At 59.9% G+C, this 20,772-nt stretch carries 27 protein-coding genes; 10 read left to right on the top strand and 17 right to left on the bottom strand.

Annotated elements, in window-relative coordinates; genetic code table 11:
• Nucleotides 1-3: 3 nt before the first annotated feature.
• Both ACYVHK_RS12085 and ACYVHK_RS12080 read right to left on the bottom strand, forming a co-directional pair.
• Nucleotides 4-423, bottom strand: coding sequence for a hypothetical protein (locus tag ACYVHK_RS12085; RefSeq protein WP_460531948.1), 420 nt, complete (start codon nt 421-423; stop codon nt 4-6).
• Between the two features lie 456 nt (nt 424-879).
• The gene (locus ACYVHK_RS12080; RefSeq protein ID WP_460531945.1) at nt 880-1,935 is read right to left on the bottom strand and encodes a S24 family peptidase; all 1,056 of its coding nucleotides are present in this window, start codon (nt 1,933-1,935) and stop codon (nt 880-882) included.
• Nucleotides 1,936-2,039: 104 nt separating this feature from the next.
• Here ACYVHK_RS12080 and ACYVHK_RS12075 point away from each other — a divergent pair, with 104 nt between their 5' ends.
• A complete protein-coding gene (locus ACYVHK_RS12075) occupies nt 2,040-2,240 on the top strand; it encodes a hypothetical protein (protein ID WP_460531942.1) in 201 nt (66 codons plus the stop codon).
• 99 nt (nt 2,241-2,339) lie between these two features.
• Here the strand turns inward: ACYVHK_RS12075 and ACYVHK_RS12070 are convergent, their stop codons facing one another.
• On the bottom strand, nt 2,340-2,579 hold the full coding sequence (locus tag ACYVHK_RS12070) for a hypothetical protein (protein WP_460531939.1): 240 nt from the start codon (nt 2,577-2,579) through the stop codon (nt 2,340-2,342).
• Between the two features lie 173 nt (nt 2,580-2,752).
• On the opposite strand from ACYVHK_RS12070, the gene ACYVHK_RS12065 reads away from it, so the two are divergent.
• From ACYVHK_RS12065 to ACYVHK_RS12050, 4 genes are all read left to right on the top strand, one after another.
• Entirely contained in the window at nt 2,753-2,998 is a 246-nt protein-coding gene (locus ACYVHK_RS12065) for a hypothetical protein (RefSeq protein WP_460531936.1), read from the top strand.
• Between the two features lie 171 nt (nt 2,999-3,169).
• A complete protein-coding gene (locus ACYVHK_RS12060) occupies nt 3,170-3,967 on the top strand; it encodes a YdaU family protein (RefSeq protein ID WP_460531933.1) in 798 nt (265 codons plus the stop codon).
• Entirely contained in the window at nt 3,951-4,709 is a 759-nt protein-coding gene (locus tag ACYVHK_RS12055; protein ID WP_460531930.1) for an ATP-binding protein, read from the top strand. Before ACYVHK_RS12060 ends, ACYVHK_RS12055 begins: the two co-directional genes overlap by 17 nt.
• A gap of 80 nt (nt 4,710-4,789) precedes the next feature.
• Nucleotides 4,790-5,326 (top strand): hypothetical protein, encoded by a 537-nt coding sequence (locus tag ACYVHK_RS12050; protein ID WP_460531927.1) that lies wholly within the window; start codon nt 4,790-4,792, stop codon nt 5,324-5,326.
• A gap of 73 nt (nt 5,327-5,399) precedes the next feature.
• Here the strand turns inward: ACYVHK_RS12050 and ACYVHK_RS12045 are convergent, their stop codons facing one another.
• The 11 genes from ACYVHK_RS12045 to ACYVHK_RS11995 form a co-directional block, all read right to left on the bottom strand.
• Nucleotides 5,400-6,191, bottom strand: coding sequence for a type 2 periplasmic-binding domain-containing protein (locus tag ACYVHK_RS12045; protein WP_460531924.1), 792 nt, complete (start codon nt 6,189-6,191; stop codon nt 5,400-5,402).
• A gap of 292 nt (nt 6,192-6,483) precedes the next feature.
• Nucleotides 6,484-6,933, bottom strand: coding sequence for a GNAT family N-acetyltransferase (locus ACYVHK_RS12040; protein ID WP_460531921.1), 450 nt, complete (start codon nt 6,931-6,933; stop codon nt 6,484-6,486).
• 148 nt (nt 6,934-7,081) lie between these two features.
• Nucleotides 7,082-7,549 carry a hypothetical protein gene (locus ACYVHK_RS12035; RefSeq protein ID WP_460531918.1) on the bottom strand — a complete coding sequence of 156 codons (468 nt, stop codon included), beginning with the start codon at nt 7,547-7,549 and terminating at the stop codon, nt 7,082-7,084.
• Nucleotides 7,550-7,676: 127 nt separating this feature from the next.
• Entirely contained in the window at nt 7,677-8,294 is a 618-nt protein-coding gene (locus ACYVHK_RS12030) for a thymidine kinase (protein WP_460531915.1), read from the bottom strand.
• Nucleotides 8,295-8,554: 260 nt separating this feature from the next.
• Nucleotides 8,555-9,136 (bottom strand): YdeI/OmpD-associated family protein, encoded by a 582-nt coding sequence (locus tag ACYVHK_RS12025; RefSeq protein WP_460531912.1) that lies wholly within the window; start codon nt 9,134-9,136, stop codon nt 8,555-8,557.
• Nucleotides 9,137-9,334: 198 nt separating this feature from the next.
• On the bottom strand, nt 9,335-10,216 hold the full coding sequence (locus ACYVHK_RS12020) for a TIGR02285 family protein (protein ID WP_460531909.1): 882 nt from the start codon (nt 10,214-10,216) through the stop codon (nt 9,335-9,337).
• A gap of 249 nt (nt 10,217-10,465) precedes the next feature.
• Entirely contained in the window at nt 10,466-10,870 is a 405-nt protein-coding gene (locus ACYVHK_RS12015) for a hypothetical protein (RefSeq protein ID WP_460531906.1), read from the bottom strand.
• A gap of 223 nt (nt 10,871-11,093) precedes the next feature.
• The gene (locus tag ACYVHK_RS12010) at nt 11,094-11,540 is read right to left on the bottom strand and encodes a hypothetical protein (protein WP_460531903.1); all 447 of its coding nucleotides are present in this window, start codon (nt 11,538-11,540) and stop codon (nt 11,094-11,096) included.
• Between the two features lie 227 nt (nt 11,541-11,767).
• Nucleotides 11,768-12,235, bottom strand: a complete 468-nt coding sequence (locus ACYVHK_RS12005; RefSeq protein WP_460531901.1) for a glycosyl-4,4'-diaponeurosporenoate acyltransferase CrtO family protein — start codon at nt 12,233-12,235, stop codon at nt 11,768-11,770.
• A gap of 302 nt (nt 12,236-12,537) precedes the next feature.
• Nucleotides 12,538-13,107: a hypothetical protein gene (locus ACYVHK_RS12000; protein ID WP_460531899.1), complete on the bottom strand. Its 570-nt coding sequence runs from the start codon at nt 13,105-13,107 to the stop codon at nt 12,538-12,540.
• Between the two features lie 202 nt (nt 13,108-13,309).
• Nucleotides 13,310-13,663 (bottom strand): winged helix-turn-helix transcriptional regulator, encoded by a 354-nt coding sequence (locus tag ACYVHK_RS11995; protein WP_460531896.1) that lies wholly within the window; start codon nt 13,661-13,663, stop codon nt 13,310-13,312.
• Nucleotides 13,664-13,762: 99 nt separating this feature from the next.
• Between ACYVHK_RS11995 and ACYVHK_RS11990 the strand changes: the two genes are divergently transcribed.
• Nucleotides 13,763-14,326: a flavodoxin family protein gene (locus ACYVHK_RS11990; protein WP_460531893.1), complete on the top strand. Its 564-nt coding sequence runs from the start codon at nt 13,763-13,765 to the stop codon at nt 14,324-14,326.
• 91 nt (nt 14,327-14,417) lie between these two features.
• On the opposite strand, the gene ACYVHK_RS11985 is transcribed toward ACYVHK_RS11990, so the two are convergent.
• Entirely contained in the window at nt 14,418-15,071 is a 654-nt protein-coding gene (locus ACYVHK_RS11985) for a peroxiredoxin (protein ID WP_460531891.1), read from the bottom strand.
• 487 nt (nt 15,072-15,558) lie between these two features.
• On the opposite strand from ACYVHK_RS11985, the gene ACYVHK_RS11980 reads away from it, so the two are divergent.
• From ACYVHK_RS11980 to ACYVHK_RS11965, 4 genes are all read left to right on the top strand, one after another.
• Complete coding sequence (locus tag ACYVHK_RS11980; protein WP_460531888.1) at nt 15,559-16,128, top strand: cysteine dioxygenase family protein; 570 nt, start codon at nt 15,559-15,561, stop codon at nt 16,126-16,128.
• A gap of 167 nt (nt 16,129-16,295) precedes the next feature.
• Nucleotides 16,296-16,739 (top strand): MarR family winged helix-turn-helix transcriptional regulator, encoded by a 444-nt coding sequence (locus ACYVHK_RS11975; RefSeq protein ID WP_460531885.1) that lies wholly within the window; start codon nt 16,296-16,298, stop codon nt 16,737-16,739.
• 63 nt (nt 16,740-16,802) lie between these two features.
• The gene (locus ACYVHK_RS11970; RefSeq protein ID WP_460531882.1) at nt 16,803-18,065 is read left to right on the top strand and encodes an MFS transporter; all 1,263 of its coding nucleotides are present in this window, start codon (nt 16,803-16,805) and stop codon (nt 18,063-18,065) included.
• A 148-nt stretch (nt 18,066-18,213) separates the two neighbouring features.
• A complete protein-coding gene (locus tag ACYVHK_RS11965) occupies nt 18,214-19,404 on the top strand; it encodes a diguanylate cyclase domain-containing protein (RefSeq protein ID WP_460531879.1) in 1,191 nt (396 codons plus the stop codon).
• Nucleotides 19,405-19,465: 61 nt separating this feature from the next.
• Here the strand turns inward: ACYVHK_RS11965 and ACYVHK_RS11960 are convergent, their stop codons facing one another.
• Nucleotides 19,466-20,053, bottom strand: a complete 588-nt coding sequence (locus ACYVHK_RS11960) for an NADPH-dependent F420 reductase (RefSeq protein WP_460531876.1) — start codon at nt 20,051-20,053, stop codon at nt 19,466-19,468.
• 30 nt (nt 20,054-20,083) lie between these two features.
• On the bottom strand, nt 20,084-20,692 hold the full coding sequence (locus tag ACYVHK_RS11955; protein WP_460531873.1) for an FMN-dependent NADH-azoreductase: 609 nt from the start codon (nt 20,690-20,692) through the stop codon (nt 20,084-20,086).
• Nucleotides 20,693-20,772: the final 80 nt, after the last annotated feature.

Here is a 20,772-nt window from a genome sequence, read left to right as displayed (position 1 = left end):
GATTTAAATGCACTTCAAATCGTCAACCACCACCTTGCTGATCAACTCTTTTCTATCCTTGGCGATTTGCTTGAATGAAGCCTTGAATTTAGCCCGCTCTTTCGCCTGGTAGGCCTTGGACATGGCCGTGCTGTTACCCAGGGAGGAGCCATCGGCGCTGTAGAACCGCACACCCATGGTCAGGAACATCTTGCAGGATTTGCCGTAGGTCACGTAGCCATTCAGGTCGAACCGATCGTCAAGACTGGCTTCCAGCTTTACTTCCTCAAGGGTGGCGACACTCGATACGGCGGGGCTGACTTCGACCTTCATTTCCTGGAAACCATTTCGCACCGAGGTACGAAGGTTATTGATGCCATCCCGAACGGGGTTGGCGCAACCGAATAAAAGGATCACGGGGAGTACTGCTGCTAGCTTCTTCATCTATTGTCCGTTCTTTTAATCTAAATAAGAAAAGTCCCATATGATTTATGGGTATTCCTCCACTTTGCGATGAAAACACTAACATGCGGTCATGAAAAGGCAGCGGTAAAAATAAGGTATTTTTGCCTGCAGATTGAGAGAGCGTTTTTTTATGTTTTCTGAAACAAATACGCCATGTAGGGAAGAGCGAACGAAATCGACGATGGAACGTGGCTATCGTTTCTGCCGGGGCCTCCGAAGGGAAGGGGCCGCAAAGGGGTAGCAAGCTACTTGGCTCCAGGGGTGCGGGTAGGCTGGGAGCACCCGCAAGGGGTAGGCCGGGATGGTAAGGCGCCGGCGGCGTCAACAATCCCGCTCAGCGTAGCGAAGCCCAACAGGTGTCTCGATCAACCTTGGGCGTTGGGCTTCGCTGTACTCAACCCAACCTACGCCCGTTCATGCTATCGCGGCTGATCTCTACAAATCATTCTGCACCTGCACCGCCCGCCCCAGTACTCGCAGCACGTCGCCATGCTCCGGCGTGACCGTCCAGTCCGGGTAGCGGGTCTTATCGGGGTTGTCGCTGGTGACGCGGACGGCACCGTCGGGTTCCATCATCAGGCGCTTGATGTAGAACTCGCCCTGGTAGTCGATCGCGTAGATCTTGCCGTTGCGGATGCGGGTGTCGTTGGTGTTGAGCGTGACGGAGGCGCTGTCGGTGATGGCGGGGGACATGCTTTCGCCCTCGGCCTGGACCGAGACGAGCTTGGCTGGGTCGAAGCCCATGCGCTCGCACCAGGCGCGGCGGTAGCGGTTGGGGGAGCCTTTGGCGTCGATCTCCCATTGCAGGCGGCCGGAGCCGGCACTGAGTTTCAATGTCAAACGTTGTACCTGTATCTCATCGCTGGTCAGCGGGTCGTTGTCGTCGAACGCCTTGATGGGCCGGGGCTCGCTGCGGATGTTGCCGAAGTCGCGCGGGCCGAGGGGTTCGCCCATGGCGTCCGGGCCGGTCGTGGGGGCGGGGTCAAGGCGGCTGAGCTTGCCCAGTAGCTTGGCCGCCTGGGCCGCACTATCGGGATTCTCGTCTCCGGCGGGATCGGCATCGGGCCCGCTACCAAACAATAGCCACTCCGGCGTGCGGCCCAGTGCCTGGGCAATCTGCACGAACTCCTGCAGGGCTTCTTCGTCCAGCATCACGTAATCGAGCAACCAGCGCGGGTTGAAGCGATCAAGCGGCGGCTCCTGCTGTGGCAGGCGCAGGCCCAGCGCATCGAGCCGGCGCTGGATACGCGGCGCCAGATCCTTGGCGACCACCTCGCTGAAGTGCGGGGTATCCATCCAGCCGCGGTGTTTACCAAAAGCCTGTTCCAGCCGACGGGCGAGTGAATCGCCAATCTCCTTGTTGGTCTTCGGGCTGATGATCTGACTGATATAGGCCGGCGCGGTCTCGGCACGGCGGGCGAGGGCGGCTTGGCCCCCGGCTTCGCTGATGAGCTGGCGCAGGTTGTGGCGGCGTATCTGTTTGGAGTCCATGCCGCGCATTTAAGCAAAGTTTAGCTAATAGCGAAAGCATTTTTTTGCATCAAATGTGCAGAAAGCTATTGTTTATCGTTTACCAAGTAGCTAAACTTTGTCGCATGAAGCTAAAGGATTACTTCAAGCTAAAGCCTGGAAATCGACTCAAGCTGGCCAGGGCAGCCGGCACGGAAGCGGCCTACCTCTCCCAGATAGCAGGGGGCCACAAGATACCTTCACTACTGATGGCGCGTGCCATACGTGATGCAACCGAGGGACAGGTCAGCTACGACGACCTGCTGCCGGAAGCGGAGGCGATATGAGCAGCGTGCCACGCAACCGCCCCGCCCGTTCCCGGGCGGGGCGGCAGGACAGGACCTTTTCTACCGTCCTGGCTACGCCATCCCAAGGGCGTTGTGCTTTCAGGAATTCCCCAGCGGCTCCGTCAGGGCCTGCCAGGTCTCTTCATACGTTGTCAGCGCCTGTTCCCGCATGGCGGCGCCCAACAGGAAGGCCGTGGTGTGCTCGTGCTCATGCTGCATGGCCTGTGCGAGCCGTGCCTTGTTGGGGTGGGTCGAGATCAGGGCGCGCAGGGCGTCCTGCAAGGCGGCATAAGCGCCAAAGTTGGCCGCGTTTGGGTCTGTCTGGTCTGGGCTGCTCATGGCGCTTCCTGAGGTGGCTGTGGGTCGTCGTACCAATTTAACACGGTCGTTGTGCAGTTCTTCCCAAGGGCATTTCCAGAAGCCACATTTTCGTCGCGATGCGGCGTTACTCGTGAAGCAGTGGCTTCTGGAAGCACCCTCAAAGCAGTTTTCAACACATAAGGAATATCGATATGGAACACATCAAGCTCGAATCTGCCGCCCTCGAACACACCACCACCGCCGTGGCGACGGATGCCTCGCCCGACACGGTTAGCAGCCAGCGTTTTGGTTGTGCGATGTATGCCCTTGCCCGGCCGGTTGCTCGTCGGCAGCAGCGGGTATTGCCCACCTGGCGGGCCCTCGGCCGGGAGTTGTGGCTGTGCCCGCAGATTCTCGCCAGCCGGCTCTACTACTGGGCGCAGCATCGCAACGATTGATGCGCTGACCGGACCATCTCATTGCCCCGATGTGCCCTGCTGAGCAAGCAGTAAGGCAGGTTTGAATGCAGGCCCGGCTCCGGGCCTTACTGACAGGAACGAATCCATGATGATGCTGACCCACGCGGCCGGCAGGGCCCCGCTACGCTTGCGTTTAGCCGGGGACATGCAATGAAGCTGATCTGGTATCCCTTTTTCGTGGCGGACTATGCCCGCGATACGGCCCAGCTCTCCATGCTGGAAGACGGCGCTTTCCGTCGCCTGCTGGACCACTACTACCTGACGGGCAGCCCCTTGCCGGTCGAGCCGGTGCAATTGCATCGTATCTGCAGGGCGGTGCTGGCCGATGAGCAGGCGGCGGTGAATACCGTCGTGGCGCAGTTCTTCACCCTGACCGAACGTGGCCTGGTGCATGAGCGAGTCGAGGCAGAGCTGCGCAAGAACAGCGAGATCAGCAAGAAGCGCAGCACGGCGGCGCATAAGCGGCATGGCAAGGTGGTCGCTGCCGATCCTGCATTGCCGGAAGTAACTTCAAGTGCACTGCAAGTGCAGTTACCTGTGCACACACAATCACAGTCACAAACAACTAACTCCTCTCTCGTCGTACGTGCGGGCAGCGCGGCGGCAGGCACACCCTTGCCGGCCGACTTTGCCGTCACCCCTGCCCATCAGGTACTGGCCAACAACCTGGGGCTGGATCTGGCCGCGCAACTGGACTTGTTCCGTGACTACTACACCGCCAGTGACGAGCGGCTGGTGGACTGGCACGCCAAGTTCTCCGGCTGGCTGCGCCGTGCACCCGGTTTTGGTGGCTCTGCCTATGCCGGCAAGCCGGCACGGCGCGGTAGCAACCCGCGCCATGTGCTGGCGCCGACGGACTACGCCCAGGATGCCAGCCAGTACGGCAGTACCCCACTGACCCTGGCGCAGATCAACGAGCTGGAGGCCGAGCATGCGTGCGCTCTCTAAGTTGCTGAGCCAGATCGGCACCCTGGCCTTGCAGCAAGGGGAGTGTGGTGAACACGGTGTGTTCGAGGCCTATACCCTGCCTGAACAGCCCGCGCGCTGCCCCCATTGCCATATGCGGCAAAGCCGGGCGCAGGATGCGCTGCAGGCCCAGGCGCGCCGTATGGCTTGCCTGATGGATGTCTCCCATATCCCGGCTCGCTATGTGGGTGCCGGCTTCAAGACCTTTTTGCCGCATACGCCGGCCCAGCGTGAAGTGGTCGCCCGCTTTCGCCGCTATCTGGCGGGCTTTGGCCGCGCGGTGGAGCAGGGCGCCGGCCTGATCGTCACCGGTGGCTTGGGGACGGGCAAGACGCACCTGGTCTGTGCCCTGGCCAACAACATCATCCACCAGTACGGCCGCTCGGTGCGCTATTGCACCAGCCAGGACATGTTGGCCGAGATCAAGGCTGCCTATGGGGCCGAGAACAAGAGCGAGGCGTCGGAGATCGAGCGCTTTGCCAGCTACGACCTGCTGATCCTCGACGAAGCCGATGTGCATCGCTCGACCGAGACCGATCTGCTGCTGATCTTTGCCGTGGTCAACCGCCGCTACAACGCGCTCAAGCCCACGGTGCTGGTCTCCAACCAGTCTGTTGCCAAGCTCAAGGACTACATCGGCCCCCGTGCGGTGGACCGGGTGCTGGAACACGGCGAGGTGATCGCCTGCGACTGGGCCAGCTATCGCACCCGCGCGGCCGCCTGATCCCGTCTACGTCACCGTCGCCAACTCATTCGATATCCATGCCGCGCAGTACCGGGCGCGACCACTCAAGGAGCATCTGCATGCAATTCAAATCCGCCGAACATCTGCTGGCCTGGACCTTCGAGACCCTGGCCACGCCCATCATCCGCATCTCCCGTTATGAGCAGAGCGTTGCATCCTCCGGCAGCCGGCCGCAGGACTACCTCTCCAAGCACGACAAACATGCGCAGGCCGCCCGCGTGCAGGCCTATCTTTCCACCCTGCCTGTCGGCCAGAAGTGCGTGCTGTTCGGCCTTTATGAACCTGCGATGCGCGACAGCGCGGTGCTTGCCCTGGCCAGCCAAGTGGAGACACGTTTTGGCCTGCAGGCGTCCGGCTACGCCGTGCGTATGTGGCTCACCCCGCAACGCAGCCAGGGCCGTACCGTGGGCAGCGAGCGCGAACTAGCCCGCCTGGCCGATACCTCGCCCTCCACGGCACGACGCTACAAGAACGCGGTGTGGGATGAACTCGACAAGCTGCGGCTGCAGGGGCTGGCGGCGGTGGAAAAGCGCTTTGTAGAGCTGTTGGCGCGGGATGAGGTGAGTGAGATCAAGGAGGAAATGGCGCTGGCGTAAGCTGGCCGGGTAAGGGCGTACGGCGCAATGCCCTGCGGGGATTGCGCCTTAGCCTGGTAGAGAGCAGGTCGCCTCAGTATTGGATCGTAAACATCCGCACCAAGGGCGTGGCGGTGTTGGGCCCGAACCAGCGGTTGTAGATTCGCGCCGCTTCACCGGATTTTTCCAGCTGCCCCAGGGTAGCGTTCACCTTGCTCAGGAGGGCCTTCTCTCCCTTGTTCACCCCGATCCCGTATACGGTGGTGGCCAGTACGATGTCGGTGATTTCGTATTTGGCCGGGTTGGGCAGTTTCTTCTGTATACCCAGCAACAGCACTTCGCCGGTGCTGATCGCATCCAGTTTGTCTTGTGCCAGGTAAGTCGCGGCTTCCTGAAGACTATCGAAGGGGACGATGTTGGCCGCATGGAGCTGCTTGCGTACTTCAGTCTCCGAACTGGTCCCCCGTGAGACACCAATGGTGGCGTTTTTCAGGCTGGCTAGCTGCTTGTAGCGGCCCTTTTTGGCCAGGACTTTCTGGCTGGTCACAAAGTAGCCGGTACTGAAATCCATGTCCCGTTCTGCCTCCGGTGTCTTACCCATGTTGGCGATCAACATATCCACCTTGTGGAGCTTGAGTTGCTTGACGCGTTCAAAAGGCTCCACGCTGACGACCTCGACCTTCACCCCCAGCTCCTTGGCAATGGCGAGCGCAAAATCCACGTCATAGCCCGAGATGGAGCCATTAGCATTCCTTACCCCGAATGGGACGACGCCCACATTCACGCCGACTGTCATCTTTCCTCGCTTGAGGATATCGGCAAGACCGTCTGCCAGCGCAAACGACGGGAGCAGCAATAGTGCGAGCACTAGGGGTAGTTTTTTCACGAACGTACTCCAGTCAATAAAGAAGGGCCGGGTGGTCAAAACCGTTATTGACGGTTGGCCGCTGCATTCAGGTTAGTAGACCCGACACCGCTGCACAAAGGTACGCTGCTAAACGTGAATATCGTGGTGGAGCTTGGGGTTGGGTCTTGTATTTTGCGTGGTATCGGCATGCAAAATACAAGACGGTATGCGGGCTCAGATCTTGTTTTCGGCCAATGCTTCTCTGGCGCGATGCCCAGCGGGGATTACGCCCTGGCTTGCTTTTGGGTTGGCCATCACCTTGACCGAAAGGTTAGACCGCGCGCTTTGGTTTGGCGACGAATCCGCGCTCCACATCCCCGTTGAATCCAACTGACTCATAGAGCCTGTGTGCTTCAGCGCGTTGTGCGCCAGACAGGAGCATGACTTTGTAGCAGCCCAGCGACCAGGCTAGCGCGAGGGCGTGTTCCAGCACAACGCGTGCATGGCCTTTGCCGCGATGGGCTGATAGCGTGACTACGTGTTCGATGACGCCATAGGGACGTGCGCCGCTCGCGAGATTGGGAATGACGGCCAGCGTACAGGTGGCGACCAGCACTGCATCTACCTCGCAGACAAGCACATGCACATAGCCTTGGTTGAGCAGATTTGAGAAGCTCGCTGCTGCAATGGCGGGAGCAAGTTCGGGATCATGTGGCCTCAGCTCCCGATAGAGCGCGAGGATGCCTTCAAGGTCTTTGGTCTCAGCTTTGCGGACGCTCATTGTCATCTCTCAAGCCCTTTGTCGCGATCCTGTCCGTAAACACCTCCCAATACAAGGCTGTGCGAGGCATACGGCGCAATGTCCTGCGGGGATTGCGCCCTACGGGCTTATTAAAGGGCAGCTTTGGACTGTAACGTCGACCGAAAGGTTAGGCAGCGTTGCCACGAATTGCTTCCCTAATGTGTGCATTCGTATTCACAAGGCGCTGTAGTAATAGCAGCGACTTAGAAATGAGTTCCTCACTACGGTCTGGATCGATCCAATGGCCGTTGAACTTACCGCCGTGATAGAGATTGTTTCGTACACGACGAATGTGAGCGAATAAGGTCTGCGCGGAACGTTCGGTATCAGCGACAACACTCCACTCAACAGCGCCATCCAGCCAGACTTGGCGTTTTGGAGGGCGTTCAAAGATATAGGTCCTGGCTTCTATAACGCCTTGGTTCTGATCGGAAAGAAGGACCGTCCCAACTTCGTTTGCAAATCTATCCCAATCAGCTTCTGCTGCGCTCGTCTTCTGAGCGGCCCGCCCGTAGCCCATGGCTTTCAACGCGTATTCGTATTGGGCGAAGAGCTTGAAGAACTGAAACGCTAGCTCGTCTAAGTGGGCTGACATAACTGAAGTTGCCTAACAGTGTTTATACGGACAGCCCGTAGGGCGCAATCCCCGCAGGGCATTGCGCCGTATTGTTGCGTATCGGCGCGAAAAATACCAAGCGGCACAGGCTCCACCTTGGTGATGATTAACGCTGCTCCGCCGCAATCAATCCCTTGCCCGGCCGGCGCTTGGATTGCACGCCCGAGTGCCAGCACTTGGGGCAGACGGCCAGGTAGCGGTCGTTGCCGCCGATCTCGATCTGCTTGCCCTCGGTGACCCGCTTGCCGTTTTCGTCGATGCGCATATTGTGCCGGGCCTTGCCGCCGCAGCCGCAGATGGTGGGGAGCTCCTCGATCTCGTCGGCCAGGGCGAGGAGATAGGTCGAGCCGGGGAAGGGCTCGCCCAGGAAGTCGGTCCGCAGGCCATAGCAGATGATGGGGATGCCGTACACATGGACCAGGGTGTGCAGTTGCAGCACCTGTTCGCGGGTCAGGAACTGCGCCTCATCGATGAAAATACAGGCGACATCCGGCGCCAGCCGGACGATCAGGTCCAGGTCGAAGCGGGTGCTGGTATTGAAGGTGTTGGCCTCGCGCTGGATGCCCAGCCGGGTGGTGATCACGCCGCTGCCATCGCGCGTATCGATCTCTGCGGTGAACAGCAGCGGCACCATGCCCCGCTCGACATAGTTGTGCGCCGCCAGCAGCAGTATGCCGCTCTTGCCGGCGTTCATGGCGGCATAGCGGAAGTAGAGGTTGGCCATGGGGGCTCCGGAATTCAGGGTCAGTGCTTGTATTTTGCCTTGCGGCGGGATGCAAAGTACAAGACTTGGCTCGATATCCCCAACGATTCTTTGGGACAAAACGCCGCGGAGACCGTCTGGCTGGCGGGTCACGCTGCTTTGTAACCGGTGTGGCGGTTTACCCAGCCAGTGCCCGGCTTGGCGAGTGCTTATGCGTCCCTGGGGGAAGGCGCTGCGTTAAGCGGGATTGTTGGCGCGGTCGTGCGGCTCATCCTCCCGCGCTACTCGTCATCCAACCCTTTGCCATCAAGAATCAGCGGTATGGCCTTCTCGACCCGTGAGGCTCGCGTCTTGGATTGCTTGGCCGTAGAGAAGTGGAGCAGGTAGGCACGCTGCCGGCCAGGGGTCAGTGCCTCGAACGCGGTTTTCAAGGCGGGCGTGCTGTCCAGCTTGATCTGGAATTCTTCAGGAATCGCGAACTCTGCGGTCTGCTTGAATGGCACCTTCAGGCCGGCCTTTTCTACCGCAATGGCTTCTTGCACATAAGAGCGCAAGGTTGCTTCCTGTTGGGTGACTTCCTGCAGGCTGGTGAACCGTATCTGGCGTGCTGCTTGCACGTTCTCGGTCTGGATGACGAGCACGCCCTTCGGGTCCTTCAATAGCGCGCCCTTGAAGAACAGTACCGCGCAGTAATCCTTGAAGCCATGTATCAAGACGATATTGCTGCCCTCGGCAACGTAGCAGGGCACGCCCCACTTCAGTTCTTCGGTCAGCTTGCAATCCAGCAGGATCGCTCTCAGCGTCTCGAACTCCTCGCGCCACTGCTTGGTCTTGCTCAGGAATGCATCAACCTTGGGGTTCATCTTCTTGTTCCTCCGGGAAAAAATCGTAGCGGCCGATGGGGTCATTTTTGTTTGCCCTGCCTCGGTACGGGTCAGGCAGGTGGCTGGACTCCGGCATCACTATAGATCGGGTTGTACTTGTTCCCGCACCGTTGCTACCTAGGGTGGGGCATGGCGCCCACTGTGCGACAGCCGCTCTGCGAGGCGGCACCTTATGCGCTACCTTGTTTTTGCCAACAAGGCATCGTAACGCCGCTTTTCCTCCGGCGTCAGCAGGGCTTCGAAGTCGCGTTGTGCTTGCAAGGCGGCTGGGTCTTGCGCATTGAACTGGTCCACCGCCTGGATGACGGCCAGGCCCAGATCGGTCTTGTTGCAGGAGACGTGCAGCGGCAATAGCTTGGTGGCCCCCGTGATCGGGAAGTAGTCCAGGGCGGGCAGCTCCGGGTTGTTGCGGCGCAAGTATTCGGCCTCGACGGTATAGACCAGGGTCAGGTCGAAGCGGTCGCGTACCATGATATGCAGCAGGTCCCGAATCGATGCGGTACCGGTCTCCCGAAAATCTCTGAATATCTGTGGGCGACTGGTCCGTAGTGTTTCAAGCTGCTGGTCGATGGCCTCGCCAAAACGGCGGGCCGGGTAGATGCCCAGTGTGTATTGGCCACGGTTCAGTACCTCGACCAGCGGGATTTCATCTCCGTCCAGCTCCTTTTTCAAGGAGTTGCCGATCTTGCGTGTTGCCACCAGGCGAGGGGGCAGCAGGAACATGAAGGGGCGTTGGGCAAACACGGCGTAGCGTGTACGTTCCGGGGTGCTGAGCCGGCTGACGGTGCAGGACGGCTGCGCTGTTTTCATCAAGGCGTCGCGGCGTTGAAAGCCCACTACATCGATACTGTGCTGAAACTGTGGCAAGCGCTGGATCACGGTTTGCATATAGCGATCCATCAATCCACGGTCGCTATCCGGGCCGCTGTGTATCTCGTAAGGGGGGAAGTCGATGGCCAGCCAATGTATGGGTGACGCCGGTTCAGCCCGGGCCGGTGAGGCGAGCAAGGCGATGGGCAGCCAGAGCAAGGTGTAGGCGATACAGCGTATCCACGTCACGTCGTGTCTCGGGGCGATGTAGGGGCAGGCGGCACTGGTACTGCCTTGGCGCGCGGCTTACCCGTCGCATGCTGCTCCAGGAGAGGCAGGAGCGGGGTGCCTGCCGCTGAAATATAGGGTCATCGATGCCGTTTTTGCCAATCCGTTTGCGCTTGGCGGCGTTAGCTGTTGCAGGGCTGACCTACGATCTGCGGCTGCGCTGTGCCCTTGCGGGGTGAGCGCTATACCGGTTTCACGCCGGTGATGCCGCTAGTTGGCGCCTGCCAATTCTTGATACTTCTGATTCCACCATACCACTAACAGTCGATGCTGCTCATGCGTGACCCAAGTCAGGTTTGCCGGGTCGTTGGGGTCGCCGCCAAAGGCCAGTGGGGTGACATACCACTTAACCCTATCGGTGAACCTGCCGTCCCACTCCAGTTGTGCAAATTGCGGCAGCGTAAAAGGCTTGGTGTGATTCGCCAGCAAGGGTACCGATGGGACGGTGAACAAGTGCCCGGTGCTGTCCCGCACCAAGAGATCATCCCAACCACGAAGGCCTATAACCATGGCGTCTGGCATCGTGCCACCTAATGGGTACTGCGCCGTGGCTAGGCTTGCTTCTTCTTCATCAAACAGGACGAGATACTCGTCGCTGAGCCAGCCTTCTCTCAATCTTTTTCCTTGGTAGTTGGTTGCTCGGACTACGCCAATACGGAGCCATGCTCTTCTGAGATTGGGCCTGACGCGCTACGACCCGCAGATCACCGGCAGTAAGCTCCCGCGCAGGCATGATGGCATGCTGAGCCAGCACCTTGACATGGTCTGGGAGACCGCGAGCGTGAACGGGTATGGCAGCGTTGGCATCCGGATTTGGCCGATAGCTGCGGGGAAGTATTTACAGCAGCCTCCAAGACATTTGATAGGCGGGACCGGATGTCGCGTATCTTTGTTGGCCTTCGATGTAAATCACTTGTGCTCTCGCTCGCTTAGCGCCTTGAGGTGGTGCTGCGCGACAGGCTGCTAAAAGTAAGTCGATTTCGTCCCATCGTTTGTTGACGCCAAGATGTCCCGGATGGGTCTTACTGCTGACTAGTCCGGCTTCGTATTGCTCGTTCCAGGTAACGAATATTTCCCACTGTTCTTGCTCAAGAGCAAGCTCCGAATCCTCGATGGGCCACACTAGAAATGTTCCCATGTACTCATCTTCTTGTTCGTCGTACTGGGACCAAAACCTATGGGGTTTGCCATTAAGGTCTGTCACACCAACACGCGGGCCGTCGTACCACTCGTTTTCGACATAGACCCGCTGTGGGGCACTGTACTCAAGAATCAGCGATGTCATTATGGTCTTCATGTGCCGTTGATAAAAAATGTGAGTGACCGGTTTGCAGCGACGACATCGAGCGGCCGCTACTGGCCGAAGCCTGTCCCAACCTGCCAAGTGCCCCAAGGGCTGCTTAGTAAGCAATACCTGACCCCAAGCGTACTGTAACCAGGCATCCGGTTATATCCTCCATATGGGGACGGCTGCCGACCCAAAGCGACGATACCTACATGGAGAAGTGGACACTAACGTTTGCGTCGCTCCATGGCGGCAATAAGCTGATACAAGCGCCGCTTATTGTATTGCTGGAGCAAGCACGGATAGAGGTTGCCGATAGTATTGAAAAAAACAAAGCTGAGACCTGTCTTCGGTCCGTATGCGCCCCAGGCGTAGATCGTCAGTACCATCATCACAGCAAAGCCCACCCAATGGGACACTTCCGCGGTCGCAATGTGCTTTCGAATCTCCTTCAGCAATTGCAGGTCACGATGCTTCGGCAGCTTGATGTTGGTATTGAAAATCCGTAGCGGCGTCGCTAGCAGAATCTTCCGAAACCACTCGACCCCAAGACTTTCATACGTCTTTGAATCCGCAAACAAGTAGCGCGCGCTCATCCATCCGTAAAACGGCATCCGGCGCAGCACAAGATCCGCGAGGGCGCCGATGATGAACGACAGAAACATGACGGCGATTGCGTTGTTGAGAAGTGTCATTCTTTATTCCTCAAGTATTCCCGAATGTCTGGGTTACGGAGGTCGCGCATTGGTTTCTATGCATAACGTTGGAGGTAACGGCAGTCGGAACTACGAAGCAGCGGAGGGGACGCAAAGCGAAAATTAGGGTCAGGCCTTTAATTTTGAATATGTATGCATCGCAAAATACAAAACCTGACCCTGAATTTTGCGGTCTCACCCCGGCTGCCCGGCTCGGGGGAGCCGGTGCCAGGTCTTGCAATCACACATAGCTTTGTTGGATTGCAAGACCTGCCCCCGAGTTGCGCTCAAGCGGACGGCAGCTAGGTCGCTCTGTAGCGAAAGCGAAAGGGAGACGGAACGTATATGTCATCAATAGTTTGGCCAATGAGTTCCGATTCAATACTCTGAATCGGCAGTATGGCAAAGAAGCGCTCACCTACAGCGAGGCGGCGAAGACTATGATCGGATACGATCGATAGAAATCCACGAGACCACTCTTCATTCTCTGACCATGCGTGCTCGAAGTGTTGGAGGGCGAGTACAACATTCGGTGCTTCGATTTCGAAGCCATCTCGTAGTGCTGCCAAATTCCTTGACTGGGGGTCGAGTGAGTAACCGAACTGCTCTTGCCAACAAAAGTACTCACCAAGCCGGGCAATAACTGGGGAGATACCGTTCAGGAAGTTGAAGCTGAGTAAGGAGTAGCCATTGTTTTTGAGCCACTCCTCACAAGAATCCATCGTAGCCGCTTCAACCGTGGCAATACCACGGCCTACAACAATCCCCCAAATGTCCGGATTGTCCCAAATAATATTCGAGAACGCTGTCATTTCAGGTACGACCAAACTTGTCTTATAAGAATTGAAATTCGGCTCAACCAACCTGCTCATGGCTGAACGTGCGAATGTCTGTTCTATGGCGGGCAGTCAATCGGCCGCTCAGGACCGAACGGCGACACCACGCAACACTCGCCTCAACAGCAGAATACCAACCCTAAGCGCTCACCAACAGCACGGCTTGTTGAATCGGTAAACAAGCACCGGCATCGCCGGTCAGTGATCCCGGAGTCTGTGCGGTGCTACGCCCTTCGTATCAAACCGCCACCTCTTCCTGCGCCGATTCCGCATCCTCGCTATACCACTTCCTCCCCAGCGCATTCATGCCGTTGAGCACGTCCTGCAGCTCCAGGCCGCGCTCGGTCAGGGTGTAGCTGACTTCCGGCGGGATGGTGGGCTTGTAGTCGCGTTTGACCAGGCCTTCTTCTTCCAGCATGCGTAGGCGTTCGGTCAGGACCTTGGCGGAGATGCCGGGGACGGCGCGGTTCAGGGCGCCGAAGCGTTGGCTGCCGTGGGTCTGCAGCACCCAGAGGATGTAGGTGGTCCAGTTGCCCATCAGCACGCGCATGATGCGCAGCACCGGGCATTTGACCTCGTCGTTCATGGGCATGAGCTGGCTCCGTCACTAACTTACAAAAAGGTAACTACTTACGAAAGTATACCACTGTGGATATAGTGAGCACACTTATCAAACACAGGAAGTCCTGACATGAATGAAATCGCCATCGTCTATCACAGTGGCTACGGCCATACCGCCGTCGTTGCCGAGGCTGTTGCCCGCGGTGTGAACAAGGTCCCGGGTAGCAAGGTCACGCTGATTCCGGTCGAGCAGATCGACCAGCATTGGGATTATCTGAACGATACTGCCCAGGCGATCATCTTTGGGGCGCCGACCTATATGGGCAGTGCGTCGGCCCAGTTCAAGACCTTCATGGATGCTTCCTCCAAGCACTGGGGCAAGTGGCGCGACAAGCTGGCTGCGGGCTTTACCAATTCCGCCTCGCAAAGCGGTGACAAGCTGGCCACCCTGACCCAGCTGACCATCTTTGCCATGCAACATCATATGGTCTGGGTGGGCCTGGGCCTGATGCCGGGCAACAACAACAGCAAGGGCTCGCCGGAAGACCTGAACCATCTGGGTTCTTTCCTGGGTGCCATGGCGCAATCCAATGCCGATCAGGGTGCGGATGTCGCACCGGCTGCCAATAGCCAGCGTACGGCCGAGGCGCTGGGCGAGCGGGTGGCGACGGCAGCGGCACGCTGGAACAAGTAAGTTTTTTTCGTAATACCCCCACAAAGACAAAAAACCGGCGCGTAGCCGGTTTTTTGTTTGCGGTATCCCCGCAGGGATGGGGATGCGACGCTTACTTCGGCGCCTTGGTGGTGCGCAGGTAAGGCAGCTTGATGTCGATGCTGCCGTACTTCTCACGGGCCTGGTCGTCGTTGAGGGCCAGGGCGACGATGACGTCCTCGCCGGTGGTCCAGTTGGCGGGCGTGGCGAGCGGTACGTTGTAGGTCAGTTGCAGGGCATCCAGGGCGCGCAGGACTTCGGCGAAGTTACGGCCGACCGACATCGGGTAGGTCATGGACAGTTTGAGCTTCTTGTCCGGGCCGATGATGAAGACCGAGCGAACGGTAGCGGTATCGGCAGCGGTACGGCCGTCCGGCAGATAGGCCTCGGCCGGCAGCATGTCGAAGGCCTTGGAGACGGCCAGGCCTTCGTCGGCAATGATGGGGAAGCCGGCCTTGGCGCCTGCGACCTTTTCAATATCACCCTTCCACTTCTGGTGGGCTTCCACGCCATCTACCGACACGCCGATCACCTTGGTGCCACGCTTGGCCCACTCATCTGCCAGTTGGGCGACGGCACCGAACTCGGTGGTGCAGACGGGGGTGAAATCCTTGGGGTGCGAGAACAGGATGGCCCAGCCCGAACCGATCCAGTCATGGAACTGGATGCTGCCCTGGTCGGTATCGGCGGTGAAGTTGGGGACAAGGTCGTTAATACGCAAAGCCATGTTCGTTTCTCCTGGTGATCGTGTTTTGGATCGTTGTCGGCATCGTTGGGCGTGGAGTGATCCCATGCTCAGACGGCGCATCGGCTGAAAAGTTGTCCCGCTAGGGCAAATGGTCAGACGCTACCGGGACTGGCCGGGCAAGGCGCTTAGCTGATTACGGGTATTTTGATCCAACCCGGGGCTGGTCGCCTAGCGTACTGCTCATGTCGGTCCCGTGCGGGCAGCGCTGTTTGGCAGCGTAGGGAGTATAGGCGGCCGCCAGGAAATGTCGCGTGCTTGCTGGTCGCACCGATATCTGCCTGGCGCTGGGGGTAAAGTACAACGTCTGCGCATCGGGTGAAGAGGATGTTTGATCACCCTAAAACCGATGACGTAAGATGGTTCGTATTGTCAGCGCCATGCTGCTTGCGCGGGCGATGGCGTCGTCCCCTCAACATGAGAAAGCGCTGCCGGCATTCTCCGTGCCGGTCGGTGACCCTGGCTACCCATGACTTCCCCCGTCCTCAAGCATTTTCTCGACGAAGCTGCCGCACGAAGCTGCAAGCAGTCCGATCCTGCCGATTGCGTCATTGTCCTGGCGCCACTGATGCTGGATCTGGTCGACCAGGCAAGTGCCTTTCTGGAGCCGCAGCACTATCGCAGCAACGAGGCGACCTACTCGCGGAACCTGATCTACAGCGCGCCGGATGGCAGCCTCTCGCTGTACGCCATTGTCTGGCTGCCGGATCAATGGACGCCGGTGCACGATCACGGCAGTTGGGGCGTGGTCGGCGTGGTCGAAGGCGTGCTGGAGGAGCGCAGCTACGTGCGCTTGTCGCCGGACCGTGGCGCAGATGAAGACATCAACCTGGTCCGCGGTGGCACGATCCTGTTGCGGCATGGCGCGGTGACGAGCTTTGTTCCGAACCCCGACCATATCCATATCACCGGCGTTCCCCGGGAGCGGCCGCGTGCTGTCAGCCTGCATCTCTATGGCCGGACGATGAACGACTTCAATATCTACGACGTGGAAGCCCGTACCCGTCGTCGTATCAGCGTGGCGCATAACGAGAGTTGAGCCGGCGAGCCCGGACCGTGCGGTGGTGGAAGGCGCCTGGCGTCTCCATCCTAAGCGGGGGCGGGGTCATCCCATGACGTTCATCTGCGCGAATGATGCCTTGCTTGCTGCCAACCTGATACGAAGGTAACCTGTGTAGGTAACCTTCGTATTGGGTGGTGATGAGCGTGAACGAATCTACCAATGAGGCAACCCAGGCGCTGGCGGCGGAATTGCGGCTGGCGATGACGGCGCTGGTTCGTCGGCTGCGGGAGAAGGCTCACCTGGCGGATGACCTGACCTGGGCGCAGTCCCGGGTGCTGTTCCGGCTGGAGGCCGATGGCCCGGCCACGGTCACCCAGTTGGCCAAGGCCGAGGGCATGCGTTCGCAATCGATGGGGGAGGTGGTCACCGCGCTCCGGGCAAGCGGCCTGGTCGGCGGCATGCCCGATCCGAACGACGGGCGGCAGACGGTGCTATCGCTCACCGAGCTTTGCCGCGAGAAGATGGCCGCCACCCGCGCGGCCCGACAGGATCTGCTGTACCAGGCCATCCAGGCCAGGCTCAGCCCGGCGGAGCAGACGGAACTGGCCTCGGCCATCGGGCTGCTCAAGCGCCTGGTCGACCTCTAGGCCCGCCATCATGACCAGCCAGCGCCTTTCAGCATTGACGACAACCGCGACGGAGCCGACCGCATGAATCCCATGTTCCGCTCGCTGGCAGGTTTCAACTACCGGACCTGGGCCACTGGCGCGCTCGTCTCCAACGTGGGGACCTGGATGCAGCGCACGGCGCAGGACTGGCTGGTACTGGCCCAGCTCACACCGCGCAATGCCACGGCCGTCGGCATTGTCATGTCGCTGCAGTTCGGCCCGCAGCTGTTCCTGCTGCCGCTGACCGGCTACGTGGCGGACCGGTTCGACCGGCGCAAGCTGCTGTACTTCACCCAGGCGGCCATGGGGCTGCTGGCCTTGGGGTTGGGCCTGCTGACTGTGACCGGCCTGGTGCAACTCTGGCACGTGTATGTGTTCGCGCTGTTGCTAGGCTGCGTGACCGCCTTCGACGCTCCGGCCCGGCAGACCTTCGTCTCCGAACTGGTGGGGGAGGAGGATCTGCCCAACGCCGTGGCGCTCAATTCCACCTCTTTCCACGCCGCCCGCATGATCGGCCCGGCCACGGCCGGCTTGTTGATCGCCTCGATCGGGACGGGCTGGGTGTTCCTGGTCAATGCGCTGACCTTTGCCGCCGTGCTGTGGTCGCTGAGCCTCTTGCGGCTGCATGAGCTGCACCCGCGCCACGAGAGTGGCAAGAAGGGGAGCGCCGGCATTGTCGAGGGCTTTGTCTACGTCTGGCGCCGGCCTGATCTGAAGGCCGCGCTGATCATGCTGTTCATTGTCAGCACCTTCGGGCTGAACTTCCCCATCTATATCTCGACCATGTCGGTCACGGCCTTCCACGCCGGGGCGGGGGAGTACGGCGTGCTGTCGTCCGTCATGGCTATCGGTTCTGTCAGCGGCGCGCTACTGGCGGCCAAGCGGGGTAAGCCCACGATGGCGATCCTCCTCGGTGGGGCGGGATTGTTCGGCCTGGGCTGCATGTTCGCCGCAGTGATGCCCAATACCTGGCTGTTCGCGCTCACCCTGGTGCCTATCGGCCTGTTTGCGCAGACTTTCATGGTTTCTTCCAACAGCCTGGTGCAGATCAGTACCGATCCCGCCATGCGCGGCCGGGTAGTGGCCATCATGATGGCGGTGGCTCTGGGCGGAACCCCGCTTGGCGCCCCGGCGGTCGGCTGGGTGGCGGATCACCTTGGCCCACGGTGGGCGATGGGGGTCGGGACGCTGGCGGGCCTCACTGCCGCGGCCGTGGGTCTGGCCTATCTCAGAAAGCATCGCCGCCTGCGGTTGAGCATGAGGGGTTGGCGGGTGCAGGTGCATCTGGATCCCCTCGCGAGCTGAGCAAGCGGTGTTGCAAGCACCGGTTCGGTAGCCACTCGGGATGCGCCGCTGGTCGCGGCACCGGCCGGCGTGGGCTATGAAACAGGTATCCCCTTAGCCGGGCTGGTTCGGGAGCGTGCCAGCGGCCTGTGGGGTGGGATGCCCCGAGATGCCTTACGAGATCGTCCACGCGATAGGTTCCACCGCCTATTTTGTCTTCGCCGTCCTGTTTCTCTGGATGAGCCGGATACCCAGGACCAACCCGGGCGCCGGTTGGTGGGCCTTGGCCATGCTGTTCGCACTCTTGTCCCGGCTGGTTTTTTTGGTCCTGCTGCCACAGCACGGCACACCGCTGATCATCACCACCTACGCCGCCCTGAATGTGCTTGAGAAGCTATGCCTCGTGAGCGGGCTGGTGCGTTTTTTCAGTCTGCCGGTGGGGCTGAAGCGCTTCTGGGTGGCGACGCTGGCGGTCGAGGCCTGGCTGCTGATCGCCTGGCTGGCCGAGTTGGCACCATGGCTGCGCGGCTTGGGCCTTGCGCTGTTCAACGCCGGCATGCTGGCCTATGTGGTGAGCGTGGTGCTCAGCCAGCGTCATGCCCTGCCATCATCCCGATTGATGCTGGTCACCGCCGCGGCCAGCGGATTACTGATGGTGCACTGGTTGTCGGCCTTTATCATCATCGAGAAGGTGCCAAGCTGGTTGGTCAACGGCTTTTTGCTGGGTACGGTGCTGGCGCTGGTACAGTATTTCTCGCTGCTGGCTGCGGTCTTGCTGAGCTTTCAGCATCGGCTGCTGGCGGCGGAAGCTAAGGCGCTGGACATGGCTTTCCAGGACCCGCTGACCGGGCTGAACAACCAGCGCTACATGAGCGCCTTGTTCGAGAAAGCGCTGATCCTGGCCACCCGGCCGCACCAGTTGCTGGCGGTCTTCTATATCGATCTTGACAACTTCAAGCCGATCAACGATCAGGCAGGCCATGGTGTGGGCGATGAAGTCTTGCGGATCGTGGCGGACCGTCTGCGCAAAACCACGCGCAGCACGGATATCTGCGCCCGCGTAGGGGGCGATGAGTTCGTGGTGATCTGCACCCAGCTGGATCACCAGGAACAGGCCAGCGATATCGCCGGCAAGCTGCTGCATGAGCTGACCCGCGCCATCCCGGTGGCGGGCAGGGACTATGTGCTGGGTGCCAGCATCGGGATCAGCCTCTGCCCCTTGCATGGCGATTCACTCCCCACCTTGCTGGAATACGCCGACCGCGCGATGTACCAGATCAAGCGTAACGGCAAGAATGGCTACCAGGTCTACGGTGCCGATGCCGTTATCGAGCCCGCCCAGGTGCAAGCGGTGGACTAGCGAGGAGTGCAGCGGCAACCTGATTGTGGCGCCGCCTGGCTCCCGTGCCTGGTGGCATCGATTACGCCTGCTTGATCAGGTTCTGCAATATCAATGGGCCACCCAGCTCCAGCATGCTGGCGGCTTCCGTACTACTCCCCAGCGTGATCGGTGCAAAGCCCAGCTGGTCCACCAGCTCGCGGACCGTGGCGCTGGCTGCTTCATGCCGGCTCCATACAAACATCACACGGCGACCACCATCCTGGACGGGGTCTTTGGCCAGCAAGCCGGCAGGTAGCTGGTTGAATGTCTTGACCACGCGTGCGGCGTTCAAGCTGGCGGCCACCACATCGCTGGAGGCCTCGCCACCCAGCTCCTCGGGCGAGACACCATAGGTGTTCATCGCGTCGATCACGATACGGTTGTTCCAGTGAGGAACGGCGCGTGCGAGCTCTGCGTGGGCCCGGAATGGTATGGCAAGGATCACGATATCGGCCTTCAGGGCCTCCTGCAGGGGCTGGGGCGTAACGGTACTGCCCAGTGTCGCGGCCAGCCCGGTGAGGCTCTCGGGACCCCGACTATTGGCAATGGCGACGGGGATGCCTTTGCGTGCGAATTGCTGTGCCAGTGCGGTGCCGAGCTTGCCTGCGCCAATGATGGAATAGGTCATGGTGTGTCTCGCTGTAAAAGATGGGGGTGGTCAGGCGGTCAGTTCGGCAACGCGCTGCAGCGCCTGTGTGATGGCGGCGTCCTTTACCTCGGGGCCGAACGCAACCCCCTCTGCCCGAACGACGGTCGTATCGGTCACCCCCAGAAATGCCAACAGGCTGGTCAGGTAGCGCTCGTGATGTTCCAGCGCCGCCGCCGGGCTGCCGGGCGAATAAACACCCCCTCGCGACGATGCAATGAAGGCTTGCTTGTTTTTCAACAGGCCTTCGGGACCTTGGGCGGTGTAGTGGAAGGTCTTGCCTGCGATTGAGATTCTGTCGATCCAGGCCTTGAGCGGCGTTGGGATGGACAGGTTGTACATGGGCGTACCGATCACCAGGATGTCAGCGGCAAACAATTCTTCCAGGTAGGCCGCGCCTTTGGCCAGATCAGCCGCCAGTACCGCATTGTCATGACTTGCGCCTTGCAGCGCGGCGAGATGGGGACCGGAGAGATGCAAGGCCGGATCGGCGGCGAGGTCGCGATAAGTGACCTGGATGCCGGGATGCAAGGCAACCTGCCGAGCAACGATGGCGGAAGACAACTGACGGCTGACCGATGCGGTACCGAGGATGCTGGAATCAAGATGAAGAAGATGCACGACGAGGGCCTTGGAGAGGAGCTGAATGTGCCGGGCATGGTGCACTGACAAATGTACTCAGAAAAGACGGTATATTGAGA

Source organism: Chitinimonas naiadis (assembly GCF_054780835.1).
This window is presented reverse-complemented; position numbering and strand designations above follow the sequence as displayed.

What these genes read in the sequence shown, in the direction of transcription:
- ACYVHK_RS12085 (WP_460531948.1), bottom strand. Translation starts at nt 423, where the DNA reads ATGAAGAAGCTAGCAGCAGTACTCCCCGTGATCCTTTTATTCGGTTGC.
- ACYVHK_RS12080 (WP_460531945.1), bottom strand. Translation starts at nt 1,935, where the DNA reads ATGGACTCCAAACAGATACGCCGCCACAACCTGCGCCAGCTCATCAGC.
- ACYVHK_RS12075 (WP_460531942.1), top strand. Translation starts at nt 2,040, where the DNA reads ATGAAGCTAAAGGATTACTTCAAGCTAAAGCCTGGAAATCGACTCAAG.
- ACYVHK_RS12070 (WP_460531939.1), bottom strand. Translation starts at nt 2,579, where the DNA reads ATGAGCAGCCCAGACCAGACAGACCCAAACGCGGCCAACTTTGGCGCT.
- ACYVHK_RS12065 (WP_460531936.1), top strand. Translation starts at nt 2,753, where the DNA reads ATGGAACACATCAAGCTCGAATCTGCCGCCCTCGAACACACCACCACC.
- ACYVHK_RS12060 (WP_460531933.1), top strand. Translation starts at nt 3,170, where the DNA reads ATGAAGCTGATCTGGTATCCCTTTTTCGTGGCGGACTATGCCCGCGAT.
- ACYVHK_RS12055 (WP_460531930.1), top strand. Translation starts at nt 3,951, where the DNA reads ATGCGTGCGCTCTCTAAGTTGCTGAGCCAGATCGGCACCCTGGCCTTG.
- ACYVHK_RS12050 (WP_460531927.1), top strand. Translation starts at nt 4,790, where the DNA reads ATGCAATTCAAATCCGCCGAACATCTGCTGGCCTGGACCTTCGAGACC.
- ACYVHK_RS12040 (WP_460531921.1), bottom strand. Translation starts at nt 6,933, where the DNA reads ATGAGCGTCCGCAAAGCTGAGACCAAAGACCTTGAAGGCATCCTCGCG.
- ACYVHK_RS12035 (WP_460531918.1), bottom strand. Translation starts at nt 7,549, where the DNA reads ATGTCAGCCCACTTAGACGAGCTAGCGTTTCAGTTCTTCAAGCTCTTC.
- ACYVHK_RS12030 (WP_460531915.1), bottom strand. Translation starts at nt 8,294, where the DNA reads ATGGCCAACCTCTACTTCCGCTATGCCGCCATGAACGCCGGCAAGAGC.
- ACYVHK_RS12025 (WP_460531912.1), bottom strand. Translation starts at nt 9,136, where the DNA reads ATGAACCCCAAGGTTGATGCATTCCTGAGCAAGACCAAGCAGTGGCGC.
- ACYVHK_RS12010 (WP_460531903.1), bottom strand. Translation starts at nt 11,540, where the DNA reads ATGACATCGCTGATTCTTGAGTACAGTGCCCCACAGCGGGTCTATGTC.
- ACYVHK_RS12005 (WP_460531901.1), bottom strand. Translation starts at nt 12,235, where the DNA reads ATGACACTTCTCAACAACGCAATCGCCGTCATGTTTCTGTCGTTCATC.
- ACYVHK_RS12000 (WP_460531899.1), bottom strand. Translation starts at nt 13,107, where the DNA reads ATGAGCAGGTTGGTTGAGCCGAATTTCAATTCTTATAAGACAAGTTTG.
- ACYVHK_RS11995 (WP_460531896.1), bottom strand. Translation starts at nt 13,663, where the DNA reads ATGCCCATGAACGACGAGGTCAAATGCCCGGTGCTGCGCATCATGCGC.
- ACYVHK_RS11990 (WP_460531893.1), top strand. Translation starts at nt 13,763, where the DNA reads ATGAATGAAATCGCCATCGTCTATCACAGTGGCTACGGCCATACCGCC.
- ACYVHK_RS11985 (WP_460531891.1), bottom strand. Translation starts at nt 15,071, where the DNA reads ATGGCTTTGCGTATTAACGACCTTGTCCCCAACTTCACCGCCGATACC.
- ACYVHK_RS11980 (WP_460531888.1), top strand. Translation starts at nt 15,559, where the DNA reads ATGACTTCCCCCGTCCTCAAGCATTTTCTCGACGAAGCTGCCGCACGA.
- ACYVHK_RS11970 (WP_460531882.1), top strand. Translation starts at nt 16,803, where the DNA reads ATGAATCCCATGTTCCGCTCGCTGGCAGGTTTCAACTACCGGACCTGG.
- ACYVHK_RS11965 (WP_460531879.1), top strand. Translation starts at nt 18,214, where the DNA reads ATGCCTTACGAGATCGTCCACGCGATAGGTTCCACCGCCTATTTTGTC.
- ACYVHK_RS11960 (WP_460531876.1), bottom strand. Translation starts at nt 20,053, where the DNA reads ATGACCTATTCCATCATTGGCGCAGGCAAGCTCGGCACCGCACTGGCA.